Origin of the sequence: Euzebyella marina (assembly GCF_003687485.1) — a bacterium.
Taxonomy (GTDB): Bacteria; Bacteroidota; Bacteroidia; order Flavobacteriales; family Flavobacteriaceae; genus Euzebyella; species Euzebyella marina.
Genome location: NZ_CP032050.1, coordinates 4452390 through 4478838, shown reverse-complemented (window position 1 = coordinate 4478838; position 26449 = coordinate 4452390). Strand labels below are relative to the sequence as shown.

Below are 26449 nucleotides of genomic sequence, written 5' to 3'. Positions count from 1 at the left end.
TGATGGGCTTCTAAATTAAACTAATAATCAGTCGTTGAAAATTATTATTCGTTACAGGTGTCGGTTCGTACCCGGTGTAAATTTAATTACTTGACCTAGAGAAAGGTTTTGTAGGTTTAACTGTGCCAGTTATCGGTTAGAGGGCATGTGTTAAAAGTGAGTGCTACTTAATTATTTTGTAATTTTGCATAGAAAATTGCGACTTATTTTGGGTATGAGATGTTTCACGGAAAAAGAAATGCCTTTGGTGCAGGTCATAAGTTTCAACAAATTGTTGGAGCAGTATGATGTCATGGCCAAAAGCGACAATGAATACTTGGCAGAAAAGGCCAAGCGTATTCTTGCCGCACAAGAGCCGTACCCTATTTTAAGAGAAGGTTTTACCGATGATGCGCTTCTTGAAGAACATAAAGAGGTTATTCATTATATTCTGCAAGACCTCTTCTCGGAAGTATTGACCGAGAATGAAATCAAAACGGCTTCTTTGCCCTACGATAACACCATCTTTAATTCCTCAAAGCGGTTTCAAAAAATTCTGGAAGCTGCCGGCGCCCAGGGCGAATGTTTCGTGCCGAAGATGCGTAACATGCCAGACGACCAGATGTACGTAATGGCGTGTACGGTTATACTGAGCTATTACTATAATTTTCCGTTAGATTTCAAGCGCCCCTTCTTCTATGATATACCCGATGAACATGGGGTGATGAGGCACTATCGAATATTGTACAATGCCGACTTTATAGATTTGCAGCCAACTGAAAAGGCCAAAGAATTGTCGCAGGCCGATGTTGATGAACTGCTTGATAATTTTGAAAATATAGATCTTTGGAAGGAAAAAATTCCGCCCAATAGTTTTGTTTCTAAAGGCTTTGTTATCTCGAACATGTTCGATGTTACGGTCGAACATTCCATTTCTGAGTTGAAATCAAGTCTTATTGCGAGTGATAAGAGAGATAGCGATGGTTTTATGGATAACCTTCAGGAAACATTTCAGTCTTTCTTCAATATAGCTAGCCTTCGGGCCGGCTTCATGACTTTCAATGCGAAAACAGATTGTTTTGAGCCACTTTATGGGAAGGGGATGGACAGTTTTGTGCTGGATAATAAAGAAATTCAGAACTGCAAGGAAATTTTGTGTTCCTATTCTTACGATAAGCTATTGCGTGAGAACAGGTATTTTGCCATTTCTGATGTCGACCGTTATGAAGAACGAATGGAGGCGCCTATCTATAAAAGCCTGCAAGAGCAAGGCATTAAAAGCGCCATATTAGCCCCAATAGCCGACAACAATAGATTGCTAGGTGTTCTTGAGCTGGTATCAACGGAAAAGAATGCCCTGAACAGCGTAAACGCGAATAAGCTCGAAGATGTAATGCCATTTATTGTCTCGGCGGTATTGCGCTCAAAGAGTGAAGAAGAGAATTTAATCGATGCCGTTATACAGCACGAATGTACCTCGGTACACGAAGCAGTTTATTGGCGTTTTCAAGAAGAGGCCAAACGGTTCATCAAAGATGATCTTGAAGGCCTTCAGCCTACGTTTAGGGAGATAGTTTTCAAAGATGTGCATCCGCTTTACGGTCAAATCGATATCAAAAATTCTTCCGATGCCCGTAACATGGCGATTCAGAGAGATTTGATGATTCAACTGGCCACAGTGAACCAAGTTCTTGAGGCCGCTTGGCAAAAGAACCAATTGCCTATTTATGAAGAATTGATGTTCAGGGTGAACGATCACATGAACAGTATCAAAGAAAGTTTGAATACCAATAGTGAGCAATCGATCTTCAATTTTGTAGCAGATGAAATCCATCCGGTTTTTGCGCATTTGAAAAAGTCTGATAAAGAGCTAGCTCAACAAGTATCTTCGTACGAATCATCTATAGATATGGGTACCGATTCTTATTATGATCATCGCCGTAATTACGATGAAAGCGTCATGATGATCAATAAGAGGTTGGCTGCCGTTATCGATAGAAAACAACGTTCTGCCCAAGATATGTTTCCTCATTATTTCGAGAGGTATAAGACCGATGGGGTAGAGCACAACATGTATATTGGCGATTCTATATCAGGTGAGTTAGATTTTAACCCTATTTATCTGAATAATTTAAGACTTTGGCAGCTTCAAGTAATGTGCGAGATGGAAAATGCGCATTACAAGCTTAAGCCAGAGTTACCTGTTCCTTTAGATGTGGCCTCATTGGTGTTGGTATACAATACTTCACTGTCAATTCGCTTTAGAATGGATGAGAAGCGGTTTGATGTAGATGGCACCTATAATGCCCGTTATGAAGTTATCAAAAAACGAATTGACAAGTCATATATAAAGGGTTCTGATGAGCGTTTGACCCAACCGGGCAAAATGGTCATTGTCTATTCCCAGAAGAAAGACGAATTGGAGTATTTGAGGTATATTAAGTTCTTAAAATCGAAGGGTTATTTCAGCGGAAAGGTCGAAATAGTTGAGCTCGAGGGTTTGCAGGGCGTTTCAGGCCTTAAAGCGATACGCGCCGATATTCTCTATAAATCGGCAGATAAAGAGTCAAAAAAGACCTATACCTACGAAGACCTTATTGAAGAGCTGAAAGCATAGGCTTGTTTTTCTGTAATCGTTAGTCGCTTAATCTTTGTTATTTCGACTATTGCCAAAAGGCAATGTCTTTAAAATACACCTAGAATACAATTCTTATCTTAGCCTTATGAACCTTCAGTCAGAACTTCATAGAGCTTCTCTTTTCCAGAATCTGGAACTGCTTGCGAATCAAGTAGTGGAAGGGTTCATCAGCGGAATGCACAAAAGTCCGTTTCATGGTTTTTCTGCGGAGTTTGCAGAACATAAGATTTACAATACAGGGGAGAGTACCAAACATATCGATTGGAAACTTTTCGCCAAGACTGACAAGCTCTACACCAAAAAGTATGAAGAGGAAACCAATTTAAGGTGTCACATGATTTTAGATAATTCGGCCTCTATGCATTATCCAAGCGTAGATGAACTGAATATATCAAACCTCAATAAAATTGGGTTCGGGGCATTATCAATTGCTGCTTTAATGAATGTGCTCAAGAGGCAGCGCGATGCGGTAGGGCTAAGTATTTTTTCAGATAATTACGATTATTATGCTCCCGAAAAAGGTAGCGAGCGACATCACCAAATGCTTTTGGCCAAATTGGCCGAATACTGCCAGACGAACCAACCTACTTCGAAGACCCATACGTACACTTATTTGCATTTAATAGCAGAAAAAATGAAACGTAGGAGTCTGATTTTTCTGTTTACAGATATGTTTCAAACAGAAACGGATGATGAAAAATTGTTCGAAGCCTTACGCCACCTAAAATATAATAAGCATGAGGTAGTTCTTTTTCATCTGTTGGATAGGGAAACCGAGTTTAGTTTTGAGTTCGAAAATGTTCCGAAACGTTTTATAGATGTAGAAACCGGTGAACAGATTGATCTCTACAGCGATTCTGTGAAAGAAGATTACCAAAGACAATTGAAGGCTTATCTAAGTTCGCTTCAACTGAAGTGTGCCCAGTACAAAATAAAGTATGTTGAGGTCGACGTGAAAGCTGATTTTTCAAGGGTATTGAACACCTATTTGGTTGAGCGCCGAAATTTTTTATAATTGAAAATTTTTTGTTTAAAATTGTTTGTACAATTGAATAAGCGGTGTATATTTGCACTCGCTTTACTGAAGTAGTAACAAGATTTGAATTTCGCTGTAGCGAAAGTCCTAATTCAATAAGGGTAAAATCATTGGTCTGGTAGTTCAGTTGGTTAGAATACCTGCCTGTCACGCAGGGGGTCGCGGGTTCGAGTCCCGTCCAGACCGCCAACAACGATAAGCCTTTCGAGAAATCGAGAGGCTTTTTTATTTTTATGTGCACGCAGAATTCCATTTTTGAACTGTAAACCAAAAATCATTTTCTTTATTAGCTTGAAATTCGGTAAAGTATTCCGTTCTGAACAAGTCTATATATCCTCCAGTCTTCTGTAGGCCTTTTTACAGTTTTCAAACTGCTCATAGAATTCAATGATATTCTGGATGGTAATTTTTTGATTGCCCTGGAAAGCGTTTTTCAGTTCACCGATATGTAAAGATTTGTTCGCTATGATAAATTATTTTGTAAATCTATAATGATAGAAAGATTTGGTGATAAATTGAATTTACTGCCCTATTTTTATATTTAAGTTCCCTAAGGAATTCGGTCTATTTCTTCTCAAAAACATCCCGGAAAACTACACATGGAGAGGGCTCTTTGTCCCCAACCAATTTTTCACCATTCCCCAAGAACCCTTCAATTATGAAGAAACTTCGGGAGCAAATCGTAGCTCAAGATAATTTCCATGAAAAAATGGTCAAATCCCAACTCGATATGTGAAAAAGAGTAGATACGTCACTCTCTTATAATTTTTGTTATCTCTATCCATAGGTTAAAAACGGATTCTATATATCGAATGAGCAGTTGAAAGAATTATATTACATCCCAACGATTCTATTCCAAGAATCCTCTTTCAAGCAATTAAGTTTGTATTGTACCTATCCCAAACCACATGATCAAAAACATTTTTAACCTTGTCTTGGGCCTAAGTTTTTTTGCCCTTTCGGCCCAATCTGAATTCATCTCAACGTGGAAGACAGACAATACCGGGATATCAGAAGATAACCAGATTACGATTCCGACGTATCCTTGGGAAACCTATGACTATACCGTTGACTGGGGTGATGGTACTTTCGACACCGGGATAACTGGCGATATTGTTCATACATATGTGTCGCCTGGCATCTATACTGTTTCCATATCCGGTATGTTTCCGGGAATTTATTTCAACGATACCACTTTCAATGAGGTGAAAGGGGACGAAGACAAAATAATCAACATTGCCCAATGGGGCAACAATGTATGGAAATCGATGGACTCTGCATTTGCAGGTTGCCAAAATTTGACGGTAGAGGCCCAGGATATACCGGATCTATCGCAAGTTACAAGTTTACGCCGTATGTTTTTCTGGGCTGGTACTTGGCAGCTTCATATTCCCAAAATAGAGGAATGGGACATTAGCCACATCACGAACCTGTCGGGCATGTTCGATAAAACTTCCTTTACACAGGATATCTCCGGTTGGAACGTCGCTAACGTAAGGGATATGTCGTACCTGTTTTTTAGTAGTCCCTTTAATCAGGATATCAGCGGCTGGGACGTTGGTAACGTTACCAATATGGAAGGTCTGTTCGGTAGCAGTTCTTTCAGACAGGATGTGACAGGTTGGGATGTGAGTAGCGTCACTAACATGGCCTTCATGTTCAATAGTACCTTTTTTGATCAGGATATCAGCGGCTGGGATGTAAGCAACGTAACCAGCATGCGGCACATGCTCAGTCAGTGTAGTTTTAATCAAGATGTCGGCGATTGGAACGTGAGCCAAGTAGGCGACTTGTCCAATATATTCGATGACAACGACTTGTCCACCGAAAACTACGATAAGATTTTGACCGGGTGGAGCCAACTGCCATCACTTCGGTCCGGCGTATCCTTGGGAGCTAAAGACGTGTACTATTGTTCGGCCGATGATGCCCGGGCACTGCTCATCGCAACATATGGTTGGTCCATCAACGATCAGGGCCAGAATTGCGAGCCTGACCGACCTTTTATAACCACTTGGAAAACCGATAACCCTGGATTTTCCCGGTACGATCAAATCACTATTCCTACCAATCCAAGGAAAGTTTATAATTACAATGTCGACTGGGGCGACGGCACTTCCGACAGTGGAATTACCGAAGATATAACACATACCTATAATGAACCAGGTATTTATCAAGTCTCGATTAGCGGTAGATTTCCTTCAATCTATTTTAATAGTGGTAAAGAAAGTCATCAGTATCCTTCCAAAGAGGCCGATGCTGATAAAATAATATCTGTAGATCAATGGGGTACCAACCGATGGATATCAATGTCGTTTGCATTTGCGGGATGTTCTAATTTAGACGTCAAGGCGACCGATATACCTGATCTTTCTAAGGATGTATTTTTAAGTGCCATGTTTTTAGATTGCCCCTCGCTAATAGGAAACGAATCAATGGCGCAATGGGATTTGAGTAAAACCTCCTTTACGGCTTCCGACATGTTCAAAGGGGCATCGCAATTCAACCAACCTATAGATCAATGGGATGTGAGTAAGTTGAGATACCTCGATGGTATGTTTGAAGATGCTTCCGCGTTCGACCAAAATCTCGAGGGTTGGAATATAGGTAAGGTAGAAAACATGGATCGCATGTTCGATAATTCCGGCCTTTCCATTCGAAATTATGATAAAATACTGAACGCTTGGAGCAATTTACCAGCAATATTGAGCAGTGTTAAATTAGGGGCCATAAGCACTTTTTATTGCAATAGCGAAATGGCAAGACAGTACCTGATTGACAACTTCAACTGGATTATTTCAGATGCTGGCGGATCTAATTTGTGTAATGAAGATAATGACGCTGATGGTGTTCTGGACGATTTGGATAGGTGCTTGAATACTCCGGAACAAGAGGTTGTCAACGAGTTCGGTTGCCATTCCCTATCAAATGAAAATTTCAAGATCCAGATACTGGGAGAGACCTGTCCTGGTGCGAATAACGCCCAGTTGGTAATCAACGCAATTGAAACAAACGAGTATACCGCCTTCATCAACGGCGCCGAGCACCGCTTTGACCAAGACTTGACCATCGAAAATTTGGTGCCAGGCAGTTATGATTTCTGTATCAAAGTCCCACCTTTACGTTTTGAACAGTGTTATGTGGTCGAACTTCCAGAAGCCTTGACTATTTCAGGAAAGTCGCATTCTACCGATGGAAAATATTCCCTTAAAATCGATAGTGGTACTGCGCCCTATAGCGTATTGGTAAATGGGCAAATTACGCTACAGACCAATTCTACTGATATCTTGTTAGATGTTTCCCAAGGCGATGTGGTAGAGGTGACTACGGATAAGGACTGTGAGGGCGTCTATTCAGAAGAAATAGGGATAGAGACACCTATCCATACCTATCCAAACCCTACCCCTGGGTATTTTGAAATTCGGGTACCCATGCAAAAAGGTGAAGTCAAGGTAGAAATAGCGTCCATGGAATCAAAATTGATCAGGACCGAAATGTATTTAGTAGAGGGCAATGTCATCAAGGTTGACATTAGTAATCTCCCTCAAGGGATGTACTTTGTAAAGGTTGCTTTAAAGAAACCCGTTGTATTGAAAATAGTGAAACAATGATATTAAAGAAAATTATATTTCTGATACTATTTGGTGGTCTGCTCGTTTCGTGTGTAGACGGTGAAGATACATTAGCAGATGAAAATCTGATTCCTTCAGCGCCACAGCTGGTTTATCCTAGCGACAATTTACTGTGTATCGAGAATGTTCTTGAGTTTAAATGGAATCCTTCTACCGATGGTAATACGGACGCCGTTACCTATCAAGTGGACGTCGCAGAGGACAATCAATTTACATCCATTGCCCATACGGCAAGACCCAGTACAACCACCCAGACCTTTACACTTAAGAAAGGTACGGCCTATTATTGGCGTGTTAAGTCCATTGACAATAGAAACGCTTCAAGTACCTACTCCCCGACATTTAAATTCTATACCCAAGGTGAGGCAATTTCAAATCACCTACCTTTTGCACCGGAACTGGTCAGCCCGTCACAAGAGGTATTGGAAAGTTCAGAAGACATTCTTTTGCAATGGAAAGCGAGTGATATGGATAATGATGCCCTTGTTTTTGATGTGTATTTTGGAACGGAAAATCCGCCTATCAAAAAAATCGCTGAAAATCACGATAAAACCAGCTTTGGCGTTTCGACCATGGCCGCAACCGAGTATTATTGGAAAATCGTAGTGAAGGATGACCAAGGAGGAACAACGCTAGGTCCGATTTGGAACTTTCGTATTGAGTGAACTATATTACTGAAAGTATATTGACTCGATAGTCCAGAATTATACGCTCCGACTTTTGCACCCAAAACTATTTACCCCATTCCCGCAAGTGAAATTGAAGCTTCCGGAATGTTACAGACCGAAGGTTATTGATGGTTGGGTTTTTAGAGAATTTGTAAAAGCGGAGGCTAAAGCTTCCGCTTTTTTTATGATCTCTTTTCTAGACTTTTATCAATTTGAATGGTTTCGGTTATCCGAAGCCTGTTTTCTGATAACCTTCCTAATAAATCCAAACTAATTATCTTTGTTTAGTCGCTGCGAATCCGCTATTTACGGTAATTGTAATTCGTTCTAAATGAAAATTGATTATCTCAAAGCCACGTATTTTTTTGATTATGGGCATAAAGCCATACAACATATAGTAGCTTCTTTTACCGAAAAATCGGTGAAAGAGAAAGCCATCGGTATCTATTTAAGGGTGCGCGATGAATGGCGGTATGACCCTTACAGTATCAGTTTGGCAAAGAATAGCTATAAGGCCAGCACCATTGCAGCCAAAGATTCGGGCAACTGCGTTGAAAAATCGGTTCTGCTGATAGCGTGTTTGAGAGCACTTAACATACCTGCAAGATTACATTTGGGCAAAGTAAAAAACCATTTGGCCGTAGAACGTCTGACAGAAAAATTTGGGTCGAATGAATTGACACCACACGGAATGGTGAATGTGTTTCTAAACGGAAAATGGCTTAAAATGTCACCCGCTTTTAACAAAACCCTATGTGCGCGATTCGGGGTTGATCCTTTAGATTTTGATGGAGAAAACAACTCGTTTCTACAACAGTACAACAACGAGGGAAGTCTTTTTATGGAATATGTTGACGATTACGGTCATTTTGAAGATGTGCCTGTCGAATTCATGAAAAGGAATATAAAAGAGCACTATCCACATATATTTGGTACAAACGATACCACCACAGAATTTAAGCTGTGATGGTTCGTGAATAAATTTCAGTGCATCTTAACATTCGTTATGCGGCGGCTTTCGAGAACGGATGTTCACGGCTACTTCTAGAGTAGAAAAGGAATCCTTCAGGCAGATTTCCAGTAATTTTTTGATAATAGATCTTCCGTTTCTACTATTGGTCATGATCATAATGCCCATTCCGGTTTCAGGAAATAATATGGAGTAGTGCTGAAACCCACTTCCGTTGCCAGCTTTGAATACTCCTTTTCCGTAGGGCGTCTCTAAATACCCCCATCCCAAACCATAACCTAAATTGCCTTTTGAAAGTATCGCTCGTTCTTCAGAAGATACCGAAAGCTCTTTTGGGTCGATTGAAATCTGATTTTTAAAAATTTCATCATATGATTTTTTGCTGATCAGACGTTTGTTCAAAACGGCCTCCATGAATTTGGTGTAATCTTCTGCCGTCGTTTCAAGGGTGCTACCGCCTCTAGGTTCGTTGTCTGTGTCTTTGGTATGTTTTTCGCCTTTTGGGCCATGCCCATAAGCAATGTCATCGTTAAAGGCTTGTTTCCATTCATAGGAAGACCTGTTCATTTGTAGAGGTTTAAAAATTCGTTCTTGAGCCATTTCTTCCAAGCCCTGCCCCATTATTTTTTCCAAAATGACTTGTAGGTACACAAAACCCTCACCTGAATAGTAGTGTGTGCTACCCGGCGTTTTGATTAGCTTAAGTTTATGGTCTTTTTCGTCCCATCGCCAATTGGGTAGGCCTGAAGTATGTGCCAGACACATTCTAGCGGTAATTTTATGGTAAAGGCTATCTTGCTTTAAATCGGAGAAATCGTCATGCCAACGCGTCTGGGGTTCATACTCATATATTTTTTGAGGGAGGTAAGATTCCAAGGGGGTATCTAGGTCGATAATGCCTTCTTCTACTAAATGCATTACTAAAACACTAAAGACCGCCTTGCTGAAAGATGCACCGTAAATATTGGTAGAGTCCGAAAGGGGTAATTTTTCCTCGTAATCCTTATATCCGAAGGTTTCATGGTAAACCGCTTCATTTTTATTGAATATGCTGAGGGCCATACCCTGTACATTGCCTTCGGCCATAATTTTTTCTATGTGTCGTGTCAGAGAATCTTTGCTGATCTGTGAGCCATCTAACCGTACAATGTTGCTCTGACTGTGAACAAGGCAACTTGTCAAAAATGCTAGAGTGAACAAGGTTGCAGCCGATTTAAAGGCATTTTTCTTATAGCTCAAAAAAGGAATGGAAAGGGGGTAATAGCACTTATGCTTTTTTACGGCATAAAAGATATTCAGAAGTACGATAAACACACAAATTGGTATGATGGCGATGAACATAAAAAAGCCATACCCTTCAATAGTGAGCAACGCAATAAAAGACAGAAAATAGAATATCAATATCGTGATTTGAAAATTGATGACTTTTACCCCATGTTGGTTGTACAAAGGGTTGTCTTCTCTTTTGTGTATCCACAGAAATAACGGAATCAAAACATTAAATAAAGGAAGCATAAAACCCAATAGGGGCGTTGCATGCAGTAGTAAAAGCCATTTCTTTTGTATAGCCTCTTCTTTGGGGTTTTCAATGGGCAGTAATTCGTTTACATCAATATCTAAAGCTGCGGCCAATAATTTGAGCGTTTGAAGGTGAGGCTGAACATCACCTTTTTCTATGCGTTGAATGGTGCGTACGGTAACCTCGGTTTTTTCCGATAGTTCTTGTTGCGAATAACCTTTTAGTTTTCTTTGGTAGATTAGATTTTTTCCAGTGCTCATGTTTTTCATTTTTGTTCGATTTTGTTGAAGCAAATCTACCTATACGACTATGCAATCTTTACGACATTTAGGTGTCACCTTAGTGTCATTTGCCCTGTTTTAGGGCATTAAGAGGCTTACTTTCTTTTTTTTAGAGTAATCACGTAAAAAAAACGGTGTTTGTATAAAAATGGTCGCCTATAAAAATAACCGTTAAAAAGATAGAAACTATTATTAAAGGCCTCCTTTAAGAAATCAGATGAAAATGAATATTTGAAATTCTTAACTTTGCAATGTGGATTCCAAGAAAAAACGACCCGTTTCAGAATATAATGAGACCCTTAAGATGAAAGGGTTTAATGCATTTCAAATTGAAAGTGATAGTAATTCTACACGTACTTATAGTCGCAAAGATTTCTATAAGATTTGCCTAACGACGGGTAAAAGCGTTATTCACTATGCTGACCGCAGTTTTGATATGAATGGCACCATTTTGTTTTTTGGTAATCCGCATATTCCCTATTCGTGGGAGACTGTCTCTAGTACTTACGTGGGTTATACCTGTCTTTTCTCCGAAGATTTCTTAAATGAATCTGAGCGCTCTGAGAGTCTCCAAAATTCTCCCTTTTTTAAATTTGGAGGTACGCCTGTACTTGATATATCCTTAGACCAGCGAGAATTTTTAAATGGCATTTTTCGCAAAATGATAGAAGAGCAGCAATCGGATTATATGTATAAAGATGAATTGATTAGAAATTACATTAATCTAATTATACATGAATCACTTAAGATGCAACCTTCCGAGAACTTCAATAAGCATAAGAATGCCGCTTCTCGAATTGCCAATGTTTTTTTGGAACTGTTGGAAAGGCAGTTCCCTATAGAAAGTCCTGATTTGCCTTTGAAATTAAGGTCTGCCCAAGAATATGCCGATACTCTGGCACTGCACCCGAACCATTTGAACCGCTCTTTAAAACAAGTAACTGGAAAGACGACAACGACCTTAATCAATGAACGTGTAGTTAGTGAGGCGAAAGCAATGCTGCAACACACTGATTGGAATATCTCTGACATCGCCTACGCTTTGGGTTTTGAATACCCTACTTATTTCAATAATTTCTTTAGAAAAGTAACAGGAACCAATCCTTCAGGGTATCGCATTGAAAATGTTTGATATTCTTAACTATCGGTTTGAAGATTATTAACCGATAACTATTACTCCCTTCTACTTTTGCAATAAAACGACTATGGTTGCCAAAACACGGCAATTAAAGGTCTGTTTCGTATAACTTTTAATTGAAATATTATGAAGAAGGGATTTTTATTATCACTTACATTACTACTTGTTAATGCTATTAGTGCTCAAGAACAGTCCTTGAATACTCTTGGTAAACAGAAACTGCAACCTGTCTTTTCAAAAGGTCAAAAAGGTTCAGTAAAAAACTTTACAGGCAACGCTTATAACCACCCATTAATCGAAAATGATTCGGTTATGACCACCCTTGGTGGTGAGGTGTATTTTGAACCTGGTGCCAGAAGCAATTGGCATACGCATCCGGCAGGGCAAATTTTAGTGGTTACCGCAGGTGTGGGCTACCATCAAATTGAAGGGCAATCCATTCAAATTATTCAGAAAGGTGTAACCATTAAATGTCCACCAAATACCAACCATTGGCACGGAGCAAGCAAAGATCAAGGCATGGCCCACATTTACCTTCTACCCAATACCGAAAAAGGCATTGTAAACTGGGGCAGACCCGTAACAGACGAAGAATACCAAGCGGCCAACAACTAAAACACGAACGCCATATGAACAACGATAGAAGAAAATTTATGCAACAAAGTGCCATGGTAAGTGCTGGGCTTACGCTAGCCGGACCAACACTTTTTGCGAACACAACAAATAACAACGTGGAAAACAACATGAAGAACATAAAAACAAAAGGGTACGCAGCTACCGATGAAAGTGGAATTTTAAGTCCGTTTGAATTTGAACGCAGACCCGTAGAAGACAACGATATCTTAATAGATGTGAAGTTTGCCAGCATTTGCCATTCGGACATCCATCAAGAAAAAGGGCATTGGGGCAAACAAATATATCCGCAAGTACCAGGGCATGAAATTGTTGGCATAGTTTCGGCAGTAGGCAAGAACGTAACCAAATTTAAAGTTGGCGACCGTGCCGGTGTGGGTTGTATGGTAGATAGCTGTATGGATTGTGACAGTTGCCAGGCAGGTGAAGAACATTTTTGTGACCGGGGCGAAACTAAATTCACATATGGTTTTCCAACAGAAAAAGAACCCACGGGCATTACCCAAGGTGGATATTCCAATAAGTTGGTGGTAAGAGACCATTTCGCGGTACATATACCCAACAACATCACTTTTGAAGAAGCGGCACCCTTGCTCTGTGCTGGCATCACCACCTATTCGCCTTTAATGCGCGCTCAATTTCAAGTAGGCGATAAAGTTGGTGTGGCCGGTATTGGTGGCCTGGGCCATTTGGCCGTTAAAATAGCAGTGGCAAAAGGCGCTAAGGTTTACGCCTTTACCACTTCGGTCGATAAGGTAGCTGATATCAAATCTTGGGGCGTTGCAGAGGTAATTGTGGTAGATGATGAGTTTAAGAACATGCAAGCCTATGCCAAGACTTTAGATTATATGATTTCTACCATTCCTTATCAATTTAACGTAACCCCTTACGTTTCTTGCGTAAAACCAAGAGGGTCTTTCACCTTTGTGGGCATGCCCGAAAAATCTGAAATCACCCTGAACAATTTAATGTTGGCCTTTGCTAGGGTAAATTTCAATGCTTCACTCATTGGTGGTATTCCAGAGACCCAAGAGGTGGTTAACTACTGTGCAGATAATAATATTAGGCCTTCCATAGAAATCATTAACGCTGAACAAATTAATGATGCTTGGAAAAAAGTTGAAAACAAAGAGGCGCGTTACCGCTATGTAATTGACGCGGCATCCTTTTAAAATAAATTGAAAAAGAAAAATAGACTATGAAAAGTAATGAAACGTACACCCTAAACAATGGGGTAAACATACCAAAACTAGGTTACGGCACCTGGATGATAGCCGATGATGAAGCGGCCGATGCCGTAGAAAACGCGATTAAATTAGGTTACCGACATATTGATACCGCTCAAGCTTACGGAAATGAAAAAGGAGTTGGTAAAGGCATAAAAAATAGCGGTTTAAATCGAGAAAAAATATTCGTAACCACCAAGCTCGCGGCAGAAATCAAGTCGTATACAGAGGCGGTAAAGGCCATTGACGAATCGTTGGATAAAATGGATTTGGAGTATATCGATATGATGATTATCCACAGTCCGAAACCGTGGCAAGAGTTTAAAAGCAGTGATAGATTCTTTAAAGGAAACCTTGAGGCTTGGAAAGCTTTGGAAGAAGCCTACGAATCGGGGAAATTAAAGGCCATAGGGGTCTCAAATTTTGAAGCTGAAGACTTAAAAAACCTTTTAGAAAACGGTAAAGTCACGCCAGCGGTCAATCAAGTATTGGCGCATATAAGCAACACCCCTTTTGAGTTGATAGCATACGCAGCGCAAAACGGTATTTTGACCGAAGCTTACTCCCCTATCGGGCATGGTGAGCTCTTTAAAAATGAGGAAGTTGTGGAAATGGCGAAAAAATACAATGTTTCCGTACCACAATTGGGTATCAAATACGATTTGCAATTAGGGTTATTACCGCTACCTAAAACGCAGAACATTGGACATATGAAAACCAATGCCGATTTGAATTTTACCATCACCGAAGCCGATATGGAAGTTCTAAAGAACATAGAGCCCATAAAAGATTACGGTGAAGCCAGTAAATTTCCGGTTTTTGCGAAATAACTTGAATGGGCCAAGGAAGCAACCTTGGCCCATAATTTAAAATACAATTACATGAAAATATTAAAAAACGGGGAACAACCCTCAGCAAAAGGACCAGAAGACTGGTTTACCGGCCAGGTTAGAATAGACCCGCAATTCTCAAAACAAAAAGCCACCAAAGCTGCCGGTGCTTTGGTTACATTTGAAGCTGGAGCACGCACGGCTTGGCATACACACCCAGCAGGCCAAACGTTGATTATAACTTCAGGCCTTGGTTGGATACAAAAAGAGGGTGGCCCTATAGTTGAAGTCGCTCCTGGCGATGTCATATATTTTGAACCCCATGAAAAACATTGGCATGGGGCTTCGCCCAATAAAGCAATGAGTCATTTGGCCATTCAAGAAGAAGTGAATGGAGAAGTAGTTACTTGGATGGAAAAAGTAACCGATGAACAATACAAGAAGTAGCTATGCCACACATACATTTAAAAATGATTACGGGTAAAACCGAAGCCCAGAAACAACAATTGACTGAAGCATTAGTAAAAGCAATGCAAAGTGTTATTGGTTTTGGTGATGATTCCTATTCGGTTGCCATAGAAGATTTCTCGCAAGACGAATGGAAAAACGATGTGTACCCAAACCACATCATGAAAAACAAAGAAAAACTATACAAAAAACCCGGTTATACCATGTAATCGGGTTTACATTTTTCTAAATTATCCCTTAGTCAATAGACTTCACCACTTTAGCCGGTACGCCCGCAACCACTACATTATCGGGCACATCTTTGGTAACCACGGCACCTGCGGCCACTACCGAGTTTTTTCCTACCGTAACTCCAGGAAAAATAGTGGCATTGGCCCCTATCCAAACATTTTGCCTGATATAGATATGACCTGTAGTCAGCGTCTTTCTGTCCCCAGCAGAGATAGGATGCCCCTCGGAAGTAAGGTTTACTCGAGGAGCGATCATGACGTCATCTTCAATAGTAATACCCCCAAGGTCAAGAAAAGAGCAAGCATGATTGATGAAGACATTTTTGCCGAGTTGAATGTTCTTGCCATAATTGGTATAGAAAGGGGTGAAGACAGTGGTGCTTTCATCAATTTCTTGATCAATGATTTGCGCTAAAAGGTTTCGTATTTTATGACTGTCAGTTTCATTGTTCAGAAGTACCGAGAGTTTTTTGGTGTTTTCTACTGCCGGTCCGATGTTATGATAATCAGGATCATTGAAGGATACGGATTCACCACTTAGCAATCGCTTAAAAATGCTCTTTTTGGTATCGCTCATAATTTTGGGGTGTGGTTAAGGACACTTTGGTCAATATACGAATACGTTTTACTAAATATACTACCTATCGCGCAGTTTACAGTAATTAGGACCTTTATAATAGACCAAATATTTGATTAAAAACTAATGTGAAGAGGGTGCTTTTCAGAAAAGTTGAGGACAAAAAGTTGAACTGATATAACTTTAATTAGTTGGAATTTAGAAGTTAGTCTGACTACTTTTTCAATTTGAAAAATGGGATAGCGGGTATGTATCGGTTTTTCAGACTCTTTGTACTTCGGTTGATGTTCCACACGGTTACGGAGAGATGATAAAAATAGATAAGCAATAATACGATTGTGTACAAGGTAAAGTCATTGAACATGATTGGGAGTGATGATATGAAGTTGAAGTGTAAGGGTAGTAAGGTGCCATGAGAAGCAACAAAAAGAAAAGTATATATTACTAAAGCCCATGTGATTTGAAAATTGAGAATCTTTTTGCCGTTAGCATCAACTCTTTTATAGCTATCTTTCTTTAAAACCCACATAGCGAGTGGCAAAGCAATGCCCAAAAGCGGATGGAAAAGTGTGGTGAGGGCGCTTATGTTCAAAAGAGTAAGGTAGCCTTTATTTTCGTTTTGGTCTGTCTCGATGAGGTCTGCCGGTAAAATTCCCAAGACTTGTGTCAGTTTTTGTAAAGTATGGCCACGAGGAACCGATTCACCGCTTTCGACTCTTTGTATGGTTCTAATGCTGATACTTGATTCTTCTGAAAGCTGTTCTTGTGAAAAACCTTTTTTAGTTCTTAGTCGTTTTATTTGGTGGGCGATGCTCATATCGTTCATTATACATTTATAAAAACAGCTTGAGCAAAAGTAAAAGTTAAAAATCCAAAACCATATGCCAAAAGCCCGTCATTCGTATGACAATAGCTTGATTATCTTCAAAATAGGACCTTAGGTCTTACTTTTGTTTTACGATTTTTGGTTCTTTACTTGATGGGCCAACTTTTTCGGGGCTACTAGGAGATAAGATATCTGTAATGCATCTCTAAGTACAGATTCTGTTATTTTGGGTAATTCCAAAATTGTCCAACCCTGTTTTCCTCACTTACTTTCAAAAGGGCCGCCCAAATCTAAAGGGCAGTTGTTTTTTAGGATACTATCGCATAAACAACAAACCAAAAAATAAGGCCTGAGTAAGTTAAAAAATGTAATCCCCTGAGGCGAATAATATCATAGACGAACAATGAGATCCACAAGATGAGCCATATGTTCGGAGCGACGACTGCAGCATCTGTTCCCGTGTTCATTCCTACCCTACTTAGCAAGGGCTCCATCATTAAAAGAATAGCTACAAAAATCGCATGTTTATGTAGTTCAGGTCGGTCTCTCTTGACATATGCCAAACCAATCAACAAAATGAACACAGGAAAAAATATTCGATTGGCCTTACCAAAAAAAGGAAGTTCTGAGTAGGGTACATCAATAAAGTTTAAATAACCGATACTTATAATAACCAATACGGCTATGAAAAAGCCAATAATACCCAACCTTCTGTGGGCTTTTACGTTCAATTTTCGAATATGGTTCGTCTGAATTACCACGATGGTGTACCACGAGAACATCATCAAACCGTGAATTACATAGAGAGGGTTGCTGTTGCTTTCTTGACGAACATCGAATAGATAATTATCTGAAAAGGCTACGAGACCTAGTATCAGAATAATAACACTCAGAACGAAAAAATAGTTTTTGGTGTAAAGGTTACTTCTTTTGGGCTTCTTAGTTTTTTTCATGGCTATTTAATTTAGAACTACTACTGGTATCAAGGGTTATTTAAACCGTTTCCATCAATTATAGTCACAGGTTTTTACTTTGTTTTTCCGTTTTTCCAAACTTGACTGATTTTGCTTAGGTTTGAAATATCTTCTAGGGGATTTTCATCTAACAACACAAAATCTGCCTTGCTGCCAACCGCTAGTATACCAATGGGTAAATCGAAAGCTTTTCTTGCATTTCCGGTGGCTGCTTTAAGGATTTCAATGTTTGGGAGGCCTGCTTTTTCGTATAGCTGCAATTCTAGAAAGTAATCTTCTGCAAAATTCATTTGTCCCTCCTGGGCATCGGTGCCGGTAACGATTAGTATGCCTTCTTCATAATATCTTTTGATGATTTCAGCCCTTTCGTCTGAATCGAGAAAATTTTTGTCAACCCAATCGAGCATAAAGGGTGGTAGGTTATCCATAGACTTTAAGGAAATTCCTCCCGTCGTCACAATGAATACGCCATTGTCTTTTAAGAGGCTAAAGTAGGCGTCGGAAACGGGCAATTCATCTTTAAAATCGATCATGTGAACAAAACCATCCGGCCGAAAAGGGGCTATTTTAGACATTTCTTCAACCGTAGTTGCATGAACAACTACTTTAAGTTCCTTTTTATGGGCGTAATCAATAATCTCTTTGATTTGTTGGTACGTTAATGAGGGGCCTTGGTCATCCATAAAACCACGATTTTGATGAATTACCTTGATATAGTCAACCCCGCTGGCGATTCGGTGATCTACCCAACTGGTAATAGAAATTGAATCATTGATGGTTTCCATATCCGGACTGAATTGGGTGGGGTGGCCATCAGGTACGGTTGCAGCATGTCCGGCACCATAAAGCGATGAAAAACCAACCGAATCTTGAGAAACGGCTTTCCAATGTGTTTCTCTTTCTTCCAGGCCGGTATGCATATTTAATAAGGTTAAGATACCATACAGGTAACCCTTTTGTAAATCTTCTATTTGATTGGCGTGAACATGCGCATTGACCAACCCCGGTATCATAAATTTACCGGTGCCCTTTATAACCGAATCACCCTCGATACTTTCAATTGAAATGGCGGCGATGCTGTCATCGTTGATTCCTACATTCATTACTCCCAAGTCTTCGTTACCGTTGAACAGATGAACATCTGAAATCACCAAGTCATAAACAATTGGCTTCGAGCAATTGTGAATCAGTGCTAACGTCAGTAAAATCAGGAGTTTTTTCATCACATCGGGTGTTTTTTAGTTTCCATAAATTCTCGAATGGCAGAGGTGGTATTCCTGTCCGAGAACTTTATTTTGTATTTGCTTCAAGCTAGACTACTCATCATAGTGGGCATTTCTTTACAGAGTAAAAGGGGAACTACTTCTTAGAAAAGTTCAATAGCCTTTTGATTAATTTGAAAAAAGAGGCTATTCTTTTCATTAAGCGTATCAACATACATGGCTTTAGACCACATTTGCTATGTCAAATTCGCGTCACTAATCTTGAGGGAAACAAACGTAAATACATCATCTGCCGATAGTTATCTAAGGCTAGAACGCGTATTTTTAATCAAGGGGAAGAATTAATGCATTCAATTTAATAAAACTTTCCCTTTTAACCGCTCAACTCGACCGATTATGAAGTATTTTCTATGGTGCCTTTGTCTTGCAATTATTTCTTGTACACAACCACCTGCCTCACCCACTATCGTTTCTACTGAAAAAGGTGAAGTCGAAGGGGCATTCAATATTGACTCTACCGTACGAATTTTTAAGGGAATTCCTTTTGCCGCACCTCCGGTCGGAGAACTGCGTTGGAAAGCTCCGCAACCGGCTGAACCTTGGGAGGGCGTGCTGCCCACTAATAACTTTTCTGCGAGCCCCATACAGAACAAACCCGAACCTTTTTATTGCTGGAGCGAAGAGTTTATAGCCCAGCCAGAGCCTTTGAGCGAAGATTGCCTTTACTTGAATGTATGGTCAAGTGCCTCACCGAAAGAAAAGCAGCCCGTGTTTGTTTGGATCTATGGCGGAGGACTTTCAAGCGGTTCGGCCAATTGTGATATTTACGACGGCGAACAGATGGCCAGGCAGGGAGTGGTATTCGTAAGCCTGAACTATCGGGTAGGTGTTCTGGGCTTCATGGCACACCCCGAGTTGAGCGCGGAAGCTAAAAGTAATGTTTCGGGCAATTACGGTTTTCTAGATCAGATAGCGGCTCTTGAATGGGTGCGCGACAATATAGAGGCTTTTGGGGGCGACCCAGATAATGTGACTATTGCCGGGCAGTCGGCAGGGGCCTTTAGCGTTAATACCCTCATGGCTTCCCCGCTTACCGAAGGGTTATTTCATAAAGCGATTTTACAGAGTGGCGGACTTCTTTCCAATCGACTACAGCAGAACCTGGAGCAGGCCGAACAGGCGGGTCTTCAGTTTATGCAGACCGCGGGAGCGAACTCCATTGAAGAACTACGTCAACTATCCGCCGAAAAGATACAGTCAGTCAGTAATGATTCGACCGTAGGTCGTTTCGGAGTTACATTGGATGGACATGTGCTGCCGGCAGACCTTCGTACCGAGTTTGCTAACGGCAACTATCAACAAACTCCTATAATGGCCGGTTGGGTTACGGGCGATGGTTCATTTTTGGGGCAATCGAACCAAACGGTTGAGCAATACAAGACTGAGGCGGAAGAAGAATATGGGGCCGACGCCGAACGGTTTCTAGAGATTTTTCCGGCCAAAACGCAAGCAGAGGTACAGCGAATGAAATCGAAACTGACCCTATTGAATTTTGCGGGAATGACACCACATCTACTGGCCGGGTATAACCCTGACCCGACCTATGTGTACGAGTTTGCCCATGTTCCGGTCGACAAGCCGAATTTTCCGAACTATGGGGCCTTTCATACTTCTGAAGTACCTTTCGCACTGCATACCCTACATATGTGGGACCGACCTTGGCGGGCGGTTGACCAAAAGGTAGAACAGCTGATGTCTAACTACTGGGTGAACTTCGCTAAAACGGGGAATCCCAATAGTGAGGGACTTCCGCAATGGAATACCTATGATAAGACATCGGGGGCCATTTTAAAAATAGATAACACAACCGAAATGAAGCCTGAATACCTCAAAAAGGAGTTTGATTTTCTAGAGGCTCAATTAGTGCAGTAAAATTAAATAGGGTAACGTATTACGGAAGCGTCACATCCTTATAATACAGAAGTTTCAATGGCAATATCGGCATGTTGCCAAGCCTCATCGAATATTTTTTTGGTGTCTTGTGCCTCTTTGGTTTTTTGTTGCGCCAACTGGCTTTGGTACAGCCCCATTAAAGACCACCCATTCTGGTTCAATTTTTCTAAGTCCTTTTTAAAAACGGCTTCCGCCTGTTCAAATTTTCCCGCCTTTAGAAGTACGGCACCTAAATTTTGCCGGGGGGGTATGTGCCATGCCGAAGGCTCGTTATAAACTAACTGGTCTTCTATTTCTACGGCCTTGGTCAAATGTTCAATGGCTTTGTCATTATCTTTTTCGGCACTGGCCAATTCGCCAGCTATAATTTCATAGGCCAAAGCTGCAATGGTTTGGCTATGGTCGAAACCGACGGCATAATTGGTTTTTAAAGTTTCGTTGTCGCGCAGAGAACCGATGAAACCCAATTCTTCCCTTGCCTCTTTTATATTGTTTTTTCGGATAAAGGCAATACCACGGGCATAGTGCCAAATGAGCTTTAAATGGTGTATCTCGCCATTAGGGGCTGGCATAGTTAGAATATCGTTCCATTTTCCGAAGCGTACGTATGCCAATAACGGGGTAGAGGCAAAGTGCTGAAGAAAGTGAAGCTCATTCATTTCACCTACGGGTACTTTTTCAGCGGTCTTTTTAGCGGCTTCCAACGCCAATTCACTATTGCCCAAAAGACTGGCCGATGACCACAGAAAATGAATGTTATGAGGGTAGTAGGCCAACGGATACATACCTTGCGCATAACATTGCGAAATATAATCCTCATCGGCAAGAATGGCCTTTTTATTGACCTCGACGGCATCGGAGTAGCGGCCCACCCTGATATAGATGTGCGAAGGCATATGCACAATGTGGCCAGCTGAGGGCATGAGACTGCCCAAAATATCGGCACTGGTAACCCCTAATTCAGGTCGGGGCAATTCTACCATATGAATATAATAATGATGTGCCCCAGGATGTTTTGGGTCGATTTCAATTGCTTTTTCAAGATGCGTTTTTGCTTTCGATATATTAGGGGAAGGATTTCCATCTTTATCCCAATAATTCCAAGGTACCGTGTTCATAACCGATTCGGCATAAAGCGTAAGAACCGTAGGGTCATCTGGGTACTTGAGGGCTACCCCCTCCATTGCCGTCATGTAGGCCTGATTAAGGTCATCGATGGATAGGGTGGTGTCGGCACTGTATCGAGAGGAAAGGGCCTGAATCAATAATTTTTCTTTTTTTGAGGCCTTCGGTAGTCTTTCAATCGCCTTTTGAGTGGCCTCAAAGGCATTTTTCATCCGTTCTTGATCGGGTAATGGGTCATTAATGTTGGGCCCTAAAGCATAGGCCTGCCCCCAGTATGACATTGCAGATTCAGGGTCTAATCGCGATGCTTCCAAAAATGAACGATGGGCTTCGGCGTGATTAAAGGCATAGGCCAGTCTCAAACCTTGGTCAAAGAAAAGCTGGGCACTATCCACTCTTGTTGAAACTGGGTATTTAAAGTCCCCCAATCCAGAAAACAGAGGAGCAATCTGTTGGGTGGTATCGATATCGGTCAACAAGAACTTGGCAACTGTACAGCCTATATAATTGGTAGAAGCCAATTGTTTTTCGCTCTGAGGTGAGCGGTCAAAATACTTATGGTACAAGAGGGCGCATATCACAAGCCCCAAGATTAAAACGATACGAAACTCTTTGCGATTCATATGGTAGCCTTTAGAACGGTTCAATTATCAATATAAAAAGGGGGAAGAAGAGAAAGGACTTGAATTTAGTTTGAAATTACAAAATTCATTTTAAATAATCTTCTGATAACGTGATGGTTAATCTGATGTGCCCGGAATTTTGAAACTTGCCTTTGGGTCGTCAACAATCAAAACCCAATCGTGACCTTGCCCTTGAGTAGGGGCACTTATAGATATGGGTTGCTGTTTTGTTAGCTTTTCACCTTTAAAACTGAGCCCTGTTCTAGGGTCGTACCACCATGTAACCCATTGGTTAGATATAAGCGAATCGAGATTGAGCTCGCAGGATCCTCCTGTGGGTAGGTAGACCATGGCATAACGGCCACCAATATCTCGAGTAGCGATTTTGTAATGCTCGTTGTCTTCTTGATGGCCGACAATGATAGTTTGGTCCGGTATTCGGCTCAAAAAAGGGCGTGACAACATTAAATGTTTGAGATGCTTTACCTGATTCGCCATGGGCAGGTTTAAAGCTGCTGGCCAAGGCCGCAAGGGTTGGTTGACGGGTTCGCGGTCAGGAAGGTACATTTGCCACACATCATGGCAGCCGTACGTTTGCCCAAAGGCTCCTGCAAAAACGTTCCAGTACATAATTCTCCTGATGTCTTCAGGTAGGCTATGCCCCAGTTCTTTGGCATTAAAACAATTGGGGTGGTCTTCGTAAAGAGGTTCCGCATCGATAACTGGCTTGGTCGGTGTAAGGGCATAATCGTGGGCAATATGGTTATAGGTGCCTTGGTTGGCACAATGCCCCGTTTGATGCATATTGAAATCGAGCCACTTTTGATTATGGAACCATGTGGAAGAACCACCACCTTCTTTGGGTTGCGGGTGAAAGCTCATTAGAGTTCGTTCATAGCCTCCGGCTGCTTGGGCAATGCCCTCGGCAAGCTGGTTCCAAATGGCGATATCGGTTGTGTCTTCCCTTGGGTTTCGGTCCCCTCCGATAACCCAAATAATGTGGTCTTCATCTTTGTAGCGTTTGCCAATCCATTGACCGAATGCATAAGCCTTCTGAGGATTAAAAATAACGGGACCTGTACCCCAACTTTTTAGGTTCACCTTATCGCCCCAGGTAGGCAAAAGGGCGATGTAAAGACCCAGTTCTTTGGCTCGCCGAATAACGTAATCAACATGTTCGAAATAGGCCTCATTGGGTTGGTCAGGGTCGTTCTCTATCAATGGCTTTTCTCCGTAAGAGTTAGGAGTATTGAGTCCGTCAAGTTCGGCCAATGCCACTGCCTGAATTACATTGAATCCCTGTTCTGCGCGCTTTTTAAGATAAAGTTCTGCTTCCTCGCGGTTACAGCGATGTAAGAGTTCCCAAGCGGTATCGGCCATCCAAAAGAAAGGCTCGCCATTTTCCGTCACTAAAAAGCGCCCATTTTCGCTCACCTGTAATCGCTGGCCTTCAACAACTCCTGCCGTGAATACAAAGACGCAGATAAATAAGTATTTGAACATGGCTTTCCGTTTAGTCTTCTAGAGATCTAGCAAAGGTTGAAAAGGCCTTTGGGTAAATCGACATTTCATTGATTATGGCAATTACAAGTTACGGAAGAATTTGATAGTATGGCATGAATAAATTGCACTCGAAGCAATTGAAATCGAGGTATAAACGGTTTTTTATAAAGCATCACTTAGATAAAATGAAAATTTTACAAGTTATTCGATTATAGGTAAATAATCATTTTCAAACGTTTACAAACGAAAGTAATTATTTTTAATCCGAGTACGATTAACTCGGTGGTCTAAGTTTGCAGTGTCGGGTTGGGAAAGCTCGATAGTATGAACTGTTAAACATTAAATTAAATCGTATGAACGCCTTAAAAAACAAAGTACAGTTGATTGGAAATTTAGGTCAAGACCCTGAAATCGTAACGCTCGAAAATGGCAATAAACTTGCTAAATTTTCTATTGCAACGAGCGACACCTACAAAAATGCCATGGGAGAAAAAGTAGAAGATACCCAATGGCATCAGATTGTAGCCTGGGGAAAGACCGCTGATATTGTAGAAAACTATCTTTCAAAAGGGAAACAAGTAGCCGTTGAAGGCAAATTAACCCATCGGTCATATGAGACCAAAGACGGCGAAAAAAGATATATCACAGAAGTGAGATGCAACGAACTTTTGATGTTGGGTAAATAAGATAATTAAAAACTTGCTAAAAAGGCCACCGCACAAGCGGGGGCCTTTTTATTGCAGATTACTTTTTTAATTTACGAATGTATTTTTGAAGCATTTCCTTATCGGGTACTGTGGTAACCTCTTTGGTCATTGCCTCTTCAAACGCTCGTAGGGCCAACAGGTCATATCCTTTTTCATAATAGTAGCTGCCGACCACATAATGGGCTTCCCAAAAATCAGGATTCAAATCGATTAGTTGGGTCAGTTTTTTTCTCTCAATCTTTTCTTCATTTTTGATTGCTTCTAAAATATTCGCTCTTAACCTCCGATATCGATTGTAGTGCTCGAAGGCCAATGAATTTACAAATGGATCTTCGTCGATGTTTGCCGATGGATGGCTTACGGTTGCGGGTGTTTCGCCCGTACCCGTTTTTTGAAAGACCTCGTTAAGGTCATAAGCTACGAACTCACCTAGCTGAAAAGGGTTACTAGAAACCCAAACTTTCAAATCGTGCGGTTGAAAAACGATTCCGTGGTGGGCGAGAAGCTGGTTGAGTGCCTTTTCGTTGCCATAACCTATTTTTTTATCATCAAGGCCTTCTCTGTTTCGAAGCACCTCGACCGCCCGTTCAGGATTCATTTTCTGGGTCTCGCCTAACAGTTCTTCCATCCGTTCATAGCGATACTTCGAGTGGCTTTCAAAAATATGCTTTTGGTTCTGTTTGTCTTTGGCATAGGCCACAGATTGAAAGTGGTTCGAGCAAATGAGTTGGTTACTATTATCTACTTCGTACACTCCAAAATTCTTTGGCGACACTTCTATCAAAACGGCCTTTTCGTCTTTGGCACTGCCAACGAATATCGATTCAGAAACGAATACTTCCCTTTTTTTGGCAATGGCAACGGCTTCCTCAATGTTCGAAGCATGCTGCAATATTTCTCGTGTCACCAACGAAATGGGAGTTTTTGCTACCAAAGGAAATTGCGATTTACCTGCATTAATAGTCACGGTAAGCCCTTGGTCGTTCATGCCCGATACGACCCCGATCATACCTCCCCAAGTAACAGACATGAACTTGTACCCGTCATCCGGAGCGATAAAAGCAATAATCTTGTTTTTGGCAAATTCATCCCCTGCATAAAAATCAAAATTTCGGCCAATGATGAGGTTGCCATCGGCAGAATGCTCGCCCCATGTGGCGAATGAGGTGCAGCCCACCAAAGCTAAATCTTGTAATGCGTGACCTATATCGTGGGCACCATGAAAGTACATCACCCGGTGATAGGGGGTGGCAATGTGGTCAAAATCATGAGAGGCATACTGCGATACGCCGTATAACTCCGCCTTGTACTGCTCATCTACATGAAGGTACATTTTTCGATTGAACCACGCCAAGAACTTTCTCAGAAGGTTTTGTTTGCTCTTTGAGGGTACCAGCTCATCAATCTTTTTTACGAATACCTCTTCTTGATGGTTAAAGAGTTCTTGGGTGAGTTTTCCGGTTTTAAGACCGAGTTCGTAGGCATTGCCACTTACATAAAGTTCCCAAAGGCCCTGACGGTTCTTTGCCAAAAAGTTGTCACCAATGGTATAGACAGAATCGTTTACAGTTACTCTTTCAGAAACCTGAACTTCGTAGGTGCTTACATCCGGTAGGTCTTTTAACGATTTTTTGACTCCGCATGAAATAAAAAGGAATAATAGGGGAATGTAAAAAAGCTTTTTCAAATT

General features: G+C 41.1%; 21 protein-coding genes and 1 tRNA gene. 14 read left to right on the top strand and 8 right to left on the bottom strand.

All coding sequences use genetic code 11. From position 1 onward, the window contains the following. Positions 1–214: 214 nt before the first annotated feature. The 6 genes from D1013_RS19225 (at position 215) to D1013_RS19195 (ending at position 8920) form a co-directional block, all read left to right on the top strand. On the top strand, positions 215–2596 hold the full coding sequence (locus D1013_RS19225) for a GAF domain-containing protein (RefSeq protein WP_121850370.1): 2382 nt from the start codon (positions 215–217) through the stop codon (positions 2594–2596). Between the two features lie 106 nt (positions 2597–2702). Then, positions 2703–3632, top strand: a complete 930-nt coding sequence (locus tag D1013_RS19220; RefSeq protein WP_121850809.1) for a DUF58 domain-containing protein — start codon at positions 2703–2705, stop codon at positions 3630–3632. Positions 3633–3765: 133 nt separating this feature from the next. Beyond that, positions 3766–3842, top strand: a tRNA-Asp gene (locus tag D1013_RS19215). A 719-nt stretch (positions 3843–4561) separates the two neighbouring features. After that, entirely contained in the window at positions 4562–7264 is a 2703-nt protein-coding gene (locus D1013_RS19210) for a BspA family leucine-rich repeat surface protein (protein WP_121850369.1), read from the top strand. Continuing rightward, a complete protein-coding gene (locus D1013_RS19205; protein ID WP_121850368.1) occupies positions 7261–7950 on the top strand; it encodes a glycoside hydrolase family 78 protein in 690 nt (229 codons plus the stop codon). Before D1013_RS19210 ends, D1013_RS19205 begins: the two co-directional genes overlap by 4 nt. 334 nt (positions 7951–8284) lie before the next feature. Continuing rightward, on the top strand, positions 8285–8920 hold the full coding sequence (locus D1013_RS19195; protein ID WP_225621396.1) for a transglutaminase-like domain-containing protein: 636 nt from the start codon (positions 8285–8287) through the stop codon (positions 8918–8920). 27 nt (positions 8921–8947) lie between these two features. Here the strand turns inward: D1013_RS19195 and D1013_RS19190 are convergent, their stop codons facing one another. Further along, the gene (locus D1013_RS19190; protein ID WP_121850807.1) at positions 8948–10702 is read right to left on the bottom strand and encodes a serine hydrolase; all 1755 of its coding nucleotides are present in this window, start codon (positions 10700–10702) and stop codon (positions 8948–8950) included. A gap of 274 nt (positions 10703–10976) precedes the next feature. Between D1013_RS19190 and D1013_RS19185 the strand changes: the two genes are divergently transcribed. From D1013_RS19185 to D1013_RS19160, 6 genes are all read left to right on the top strand, one after another. Then, positions 10977–11855, top strand: a complete 879-nt coding sequence (locus tag D1013_RS19185) for a helix-turn-helix domain-containing protein (protein WP_121850366.1) — start codon at positions 10977–10979, stop codon at positions 11853–11855. Between the two features lie 132 nt (positions 11856–11987). After that, positions 11988–12476, top strand: coding sequence for a cupin domain-containing protein (locus D1013_RS19180; protein WP_121850365.1), 489 nt, complete (start codon positions 11988–11990; stop codon positions 12474–12476). Positions 12477–12490: 14 nt separating this feature from the next. Then, positions 12491–13666: an NAD(P)-dependent alcohol dehydrogenase gene (locus D1013_RS19175; RefSeq protein WP_121850364.1), complete on the top strand. Its 1176-nt coding sequence runs from the start codon at positions 12491–12493 to the stop codon at positions 13664–13666. 26 nt (positions 13667–13692) lie between these two features. After that, positions 13693–14550 (top strand): aldo/keto reductase, encoded by an 858-nt coding sequence (locus D1013_RS19170; protein WP_121850363.1) that lies wholly within the window; start codon positions 13693–13695, stop codon positions 14548–14550. 51 nt (positions 14551–14601) lie between these two features. Next, entirely contained in the window at positions 14602–14997 is a 396-nt protein-coding gene (locus D1013_RS19165) for a (R)-mandelonitrile lyase (RefSeq protein WP_121850362.1), read from the top strand. A gap of 2 nt (positions 14998–14999) precedes the next feature. Next, entirely contained in the window at positions 15000–15227 is a 228-nt protein-coding gene (locus D1013_RS19160) for a tautomerase family protein (protein ID WP_121850361.1), read from the top strand. A gap of 28 nt (positions 15228–15255) precedes the next feature. On the opposite strand, the gene D1013_RS19155 is transcribed toward D1013_RS19160, so the two are convergent. The 4 genes from D1013_RS19155 to D1013_RS19140 all read right to left on the bottom strand — a co-directional run bounded on the left by D1013_RS19155 (position 15256) and on the right by D1013_RS19140 (position 18848). Continuing rightward, positions 15256–15825 (bottom strand): sugar O-acetyltransferase, encoded by a 570-nt coding sequence (locus tag D1013_RS19155; protein ID WP_121850360.1) that lies wholly within the window; start codon positions 15823–15825, stop codon positions 15256–15258. A gap of 214 nt (positions 15826–16039) precedes the next feature. Then, on the bottom strand, positions 16040–16642 hold the full coding sequence (locus D1013_RS19150) for a helix-turn-helix domain-containing protein (protein WP_162987953.1): 603 nt from the start codon (positions 16640–16642) through the stop codon (positions 16040–16042). A 317-nt stretch (positions 16643–16959) separates the two neighbouring features. Further along, on the bottom strand, positions 16960–17604 hold the full coding sequence (locus D1013_RS19145; protein ID WP_121850358.1) for a hypothetical protein: 645 nt from the start codon (positions 17602–17604) through the stop codon (positions 16960–16962). Positions 17605–17678: 74 nt separating this feature from the next. After that, positions 17679–18848, bottom strand: coding sequence for an amidohydrolase family protein (locus D1013_RS19140; RefSeq protein ID WP_121850357.1), 1170 nt, complete (start codon positions 18846–18848; stop codon positions 17679–17681). 396 nt (positions 18849–19244) lie between these two features. Here D1013_RS19140 and D1013_RS19135 point away from each other — a divergent pair, with 396 nt between their 5' ends. Next, positions 19245–20780, top strand: a complete 1536-nt coding sequence (locus D1013_RS19135) for a carboxylesterase/lipase family protein (RefSeq protein ID WP_121850356.1) — start codon at positions 19245–19247, stop codon at positions 20778–20780. 38 nt (positions 20781–20818) lie between these two features. Here the strand turns inward: D1013_RS19135 and D1013_RS19130 are convergent, their stop codons facing one another. Together D1013_RS19130 and D1013_RS19125 are read right to left on the bottom strand one after the other, a co-directional pair. Then, a complete protein-coding gene (locus D1013_RS19130) occupies positions 20819–22549 on the bottom strand; it encodes a tetratricopeptide repeat protein (RefSeq protein ID WP_121850355.1) in 1731 nt (576 codons plus the stop codon). A 117-nt stretch (positions 22550–22666) separates the two neighbouring features. After that, on the bottom strand, positions 22667–24052 hold the full coding sequence (locus tag D1013_RS19125) for a glycoside hydrolase family 140 protein (RefSeq protein ID WP_121850354.1): 1386 nt from the start codon (positions 24050–24052) through the stop codon (positions 22667–22669). A gap of 353 nt (positions 24053–24405) precedes the next feature. On the opposite strand from D1013_RS19125, the gene D1013_RS19120 reads away from it, so the two are divergent. Beyond that, positions 24406–24738 (top strand): single-stranded DNA-binding protein, encoded by a 333-nt coding sequence (locus D1013_RS19120; RefSeq protein ID WP_121850353.1) that lies wholly within the window; start codon positions 24406–24408, stop codon positions 24736–24738. Between the two features lie 58 nt (positions 24739–24796). On the opposite strand, the gene D1013_RS19115 is transcribed toward D1013_RS19120, so the two are convergent. Further along, positions 24797–26446: a C45 family peptidase gene (locus tag D1013_RS19115; RefSeq protein ID WP_121850352.1), complete on the bottom strand. Its 1650-nt coding sequence runs from the start codon at positions 26444–26446 to the stop codon at positions 24797–24799. Between the last annotated feature and the right edge of the window lie 3 nt (positions 26447–26449).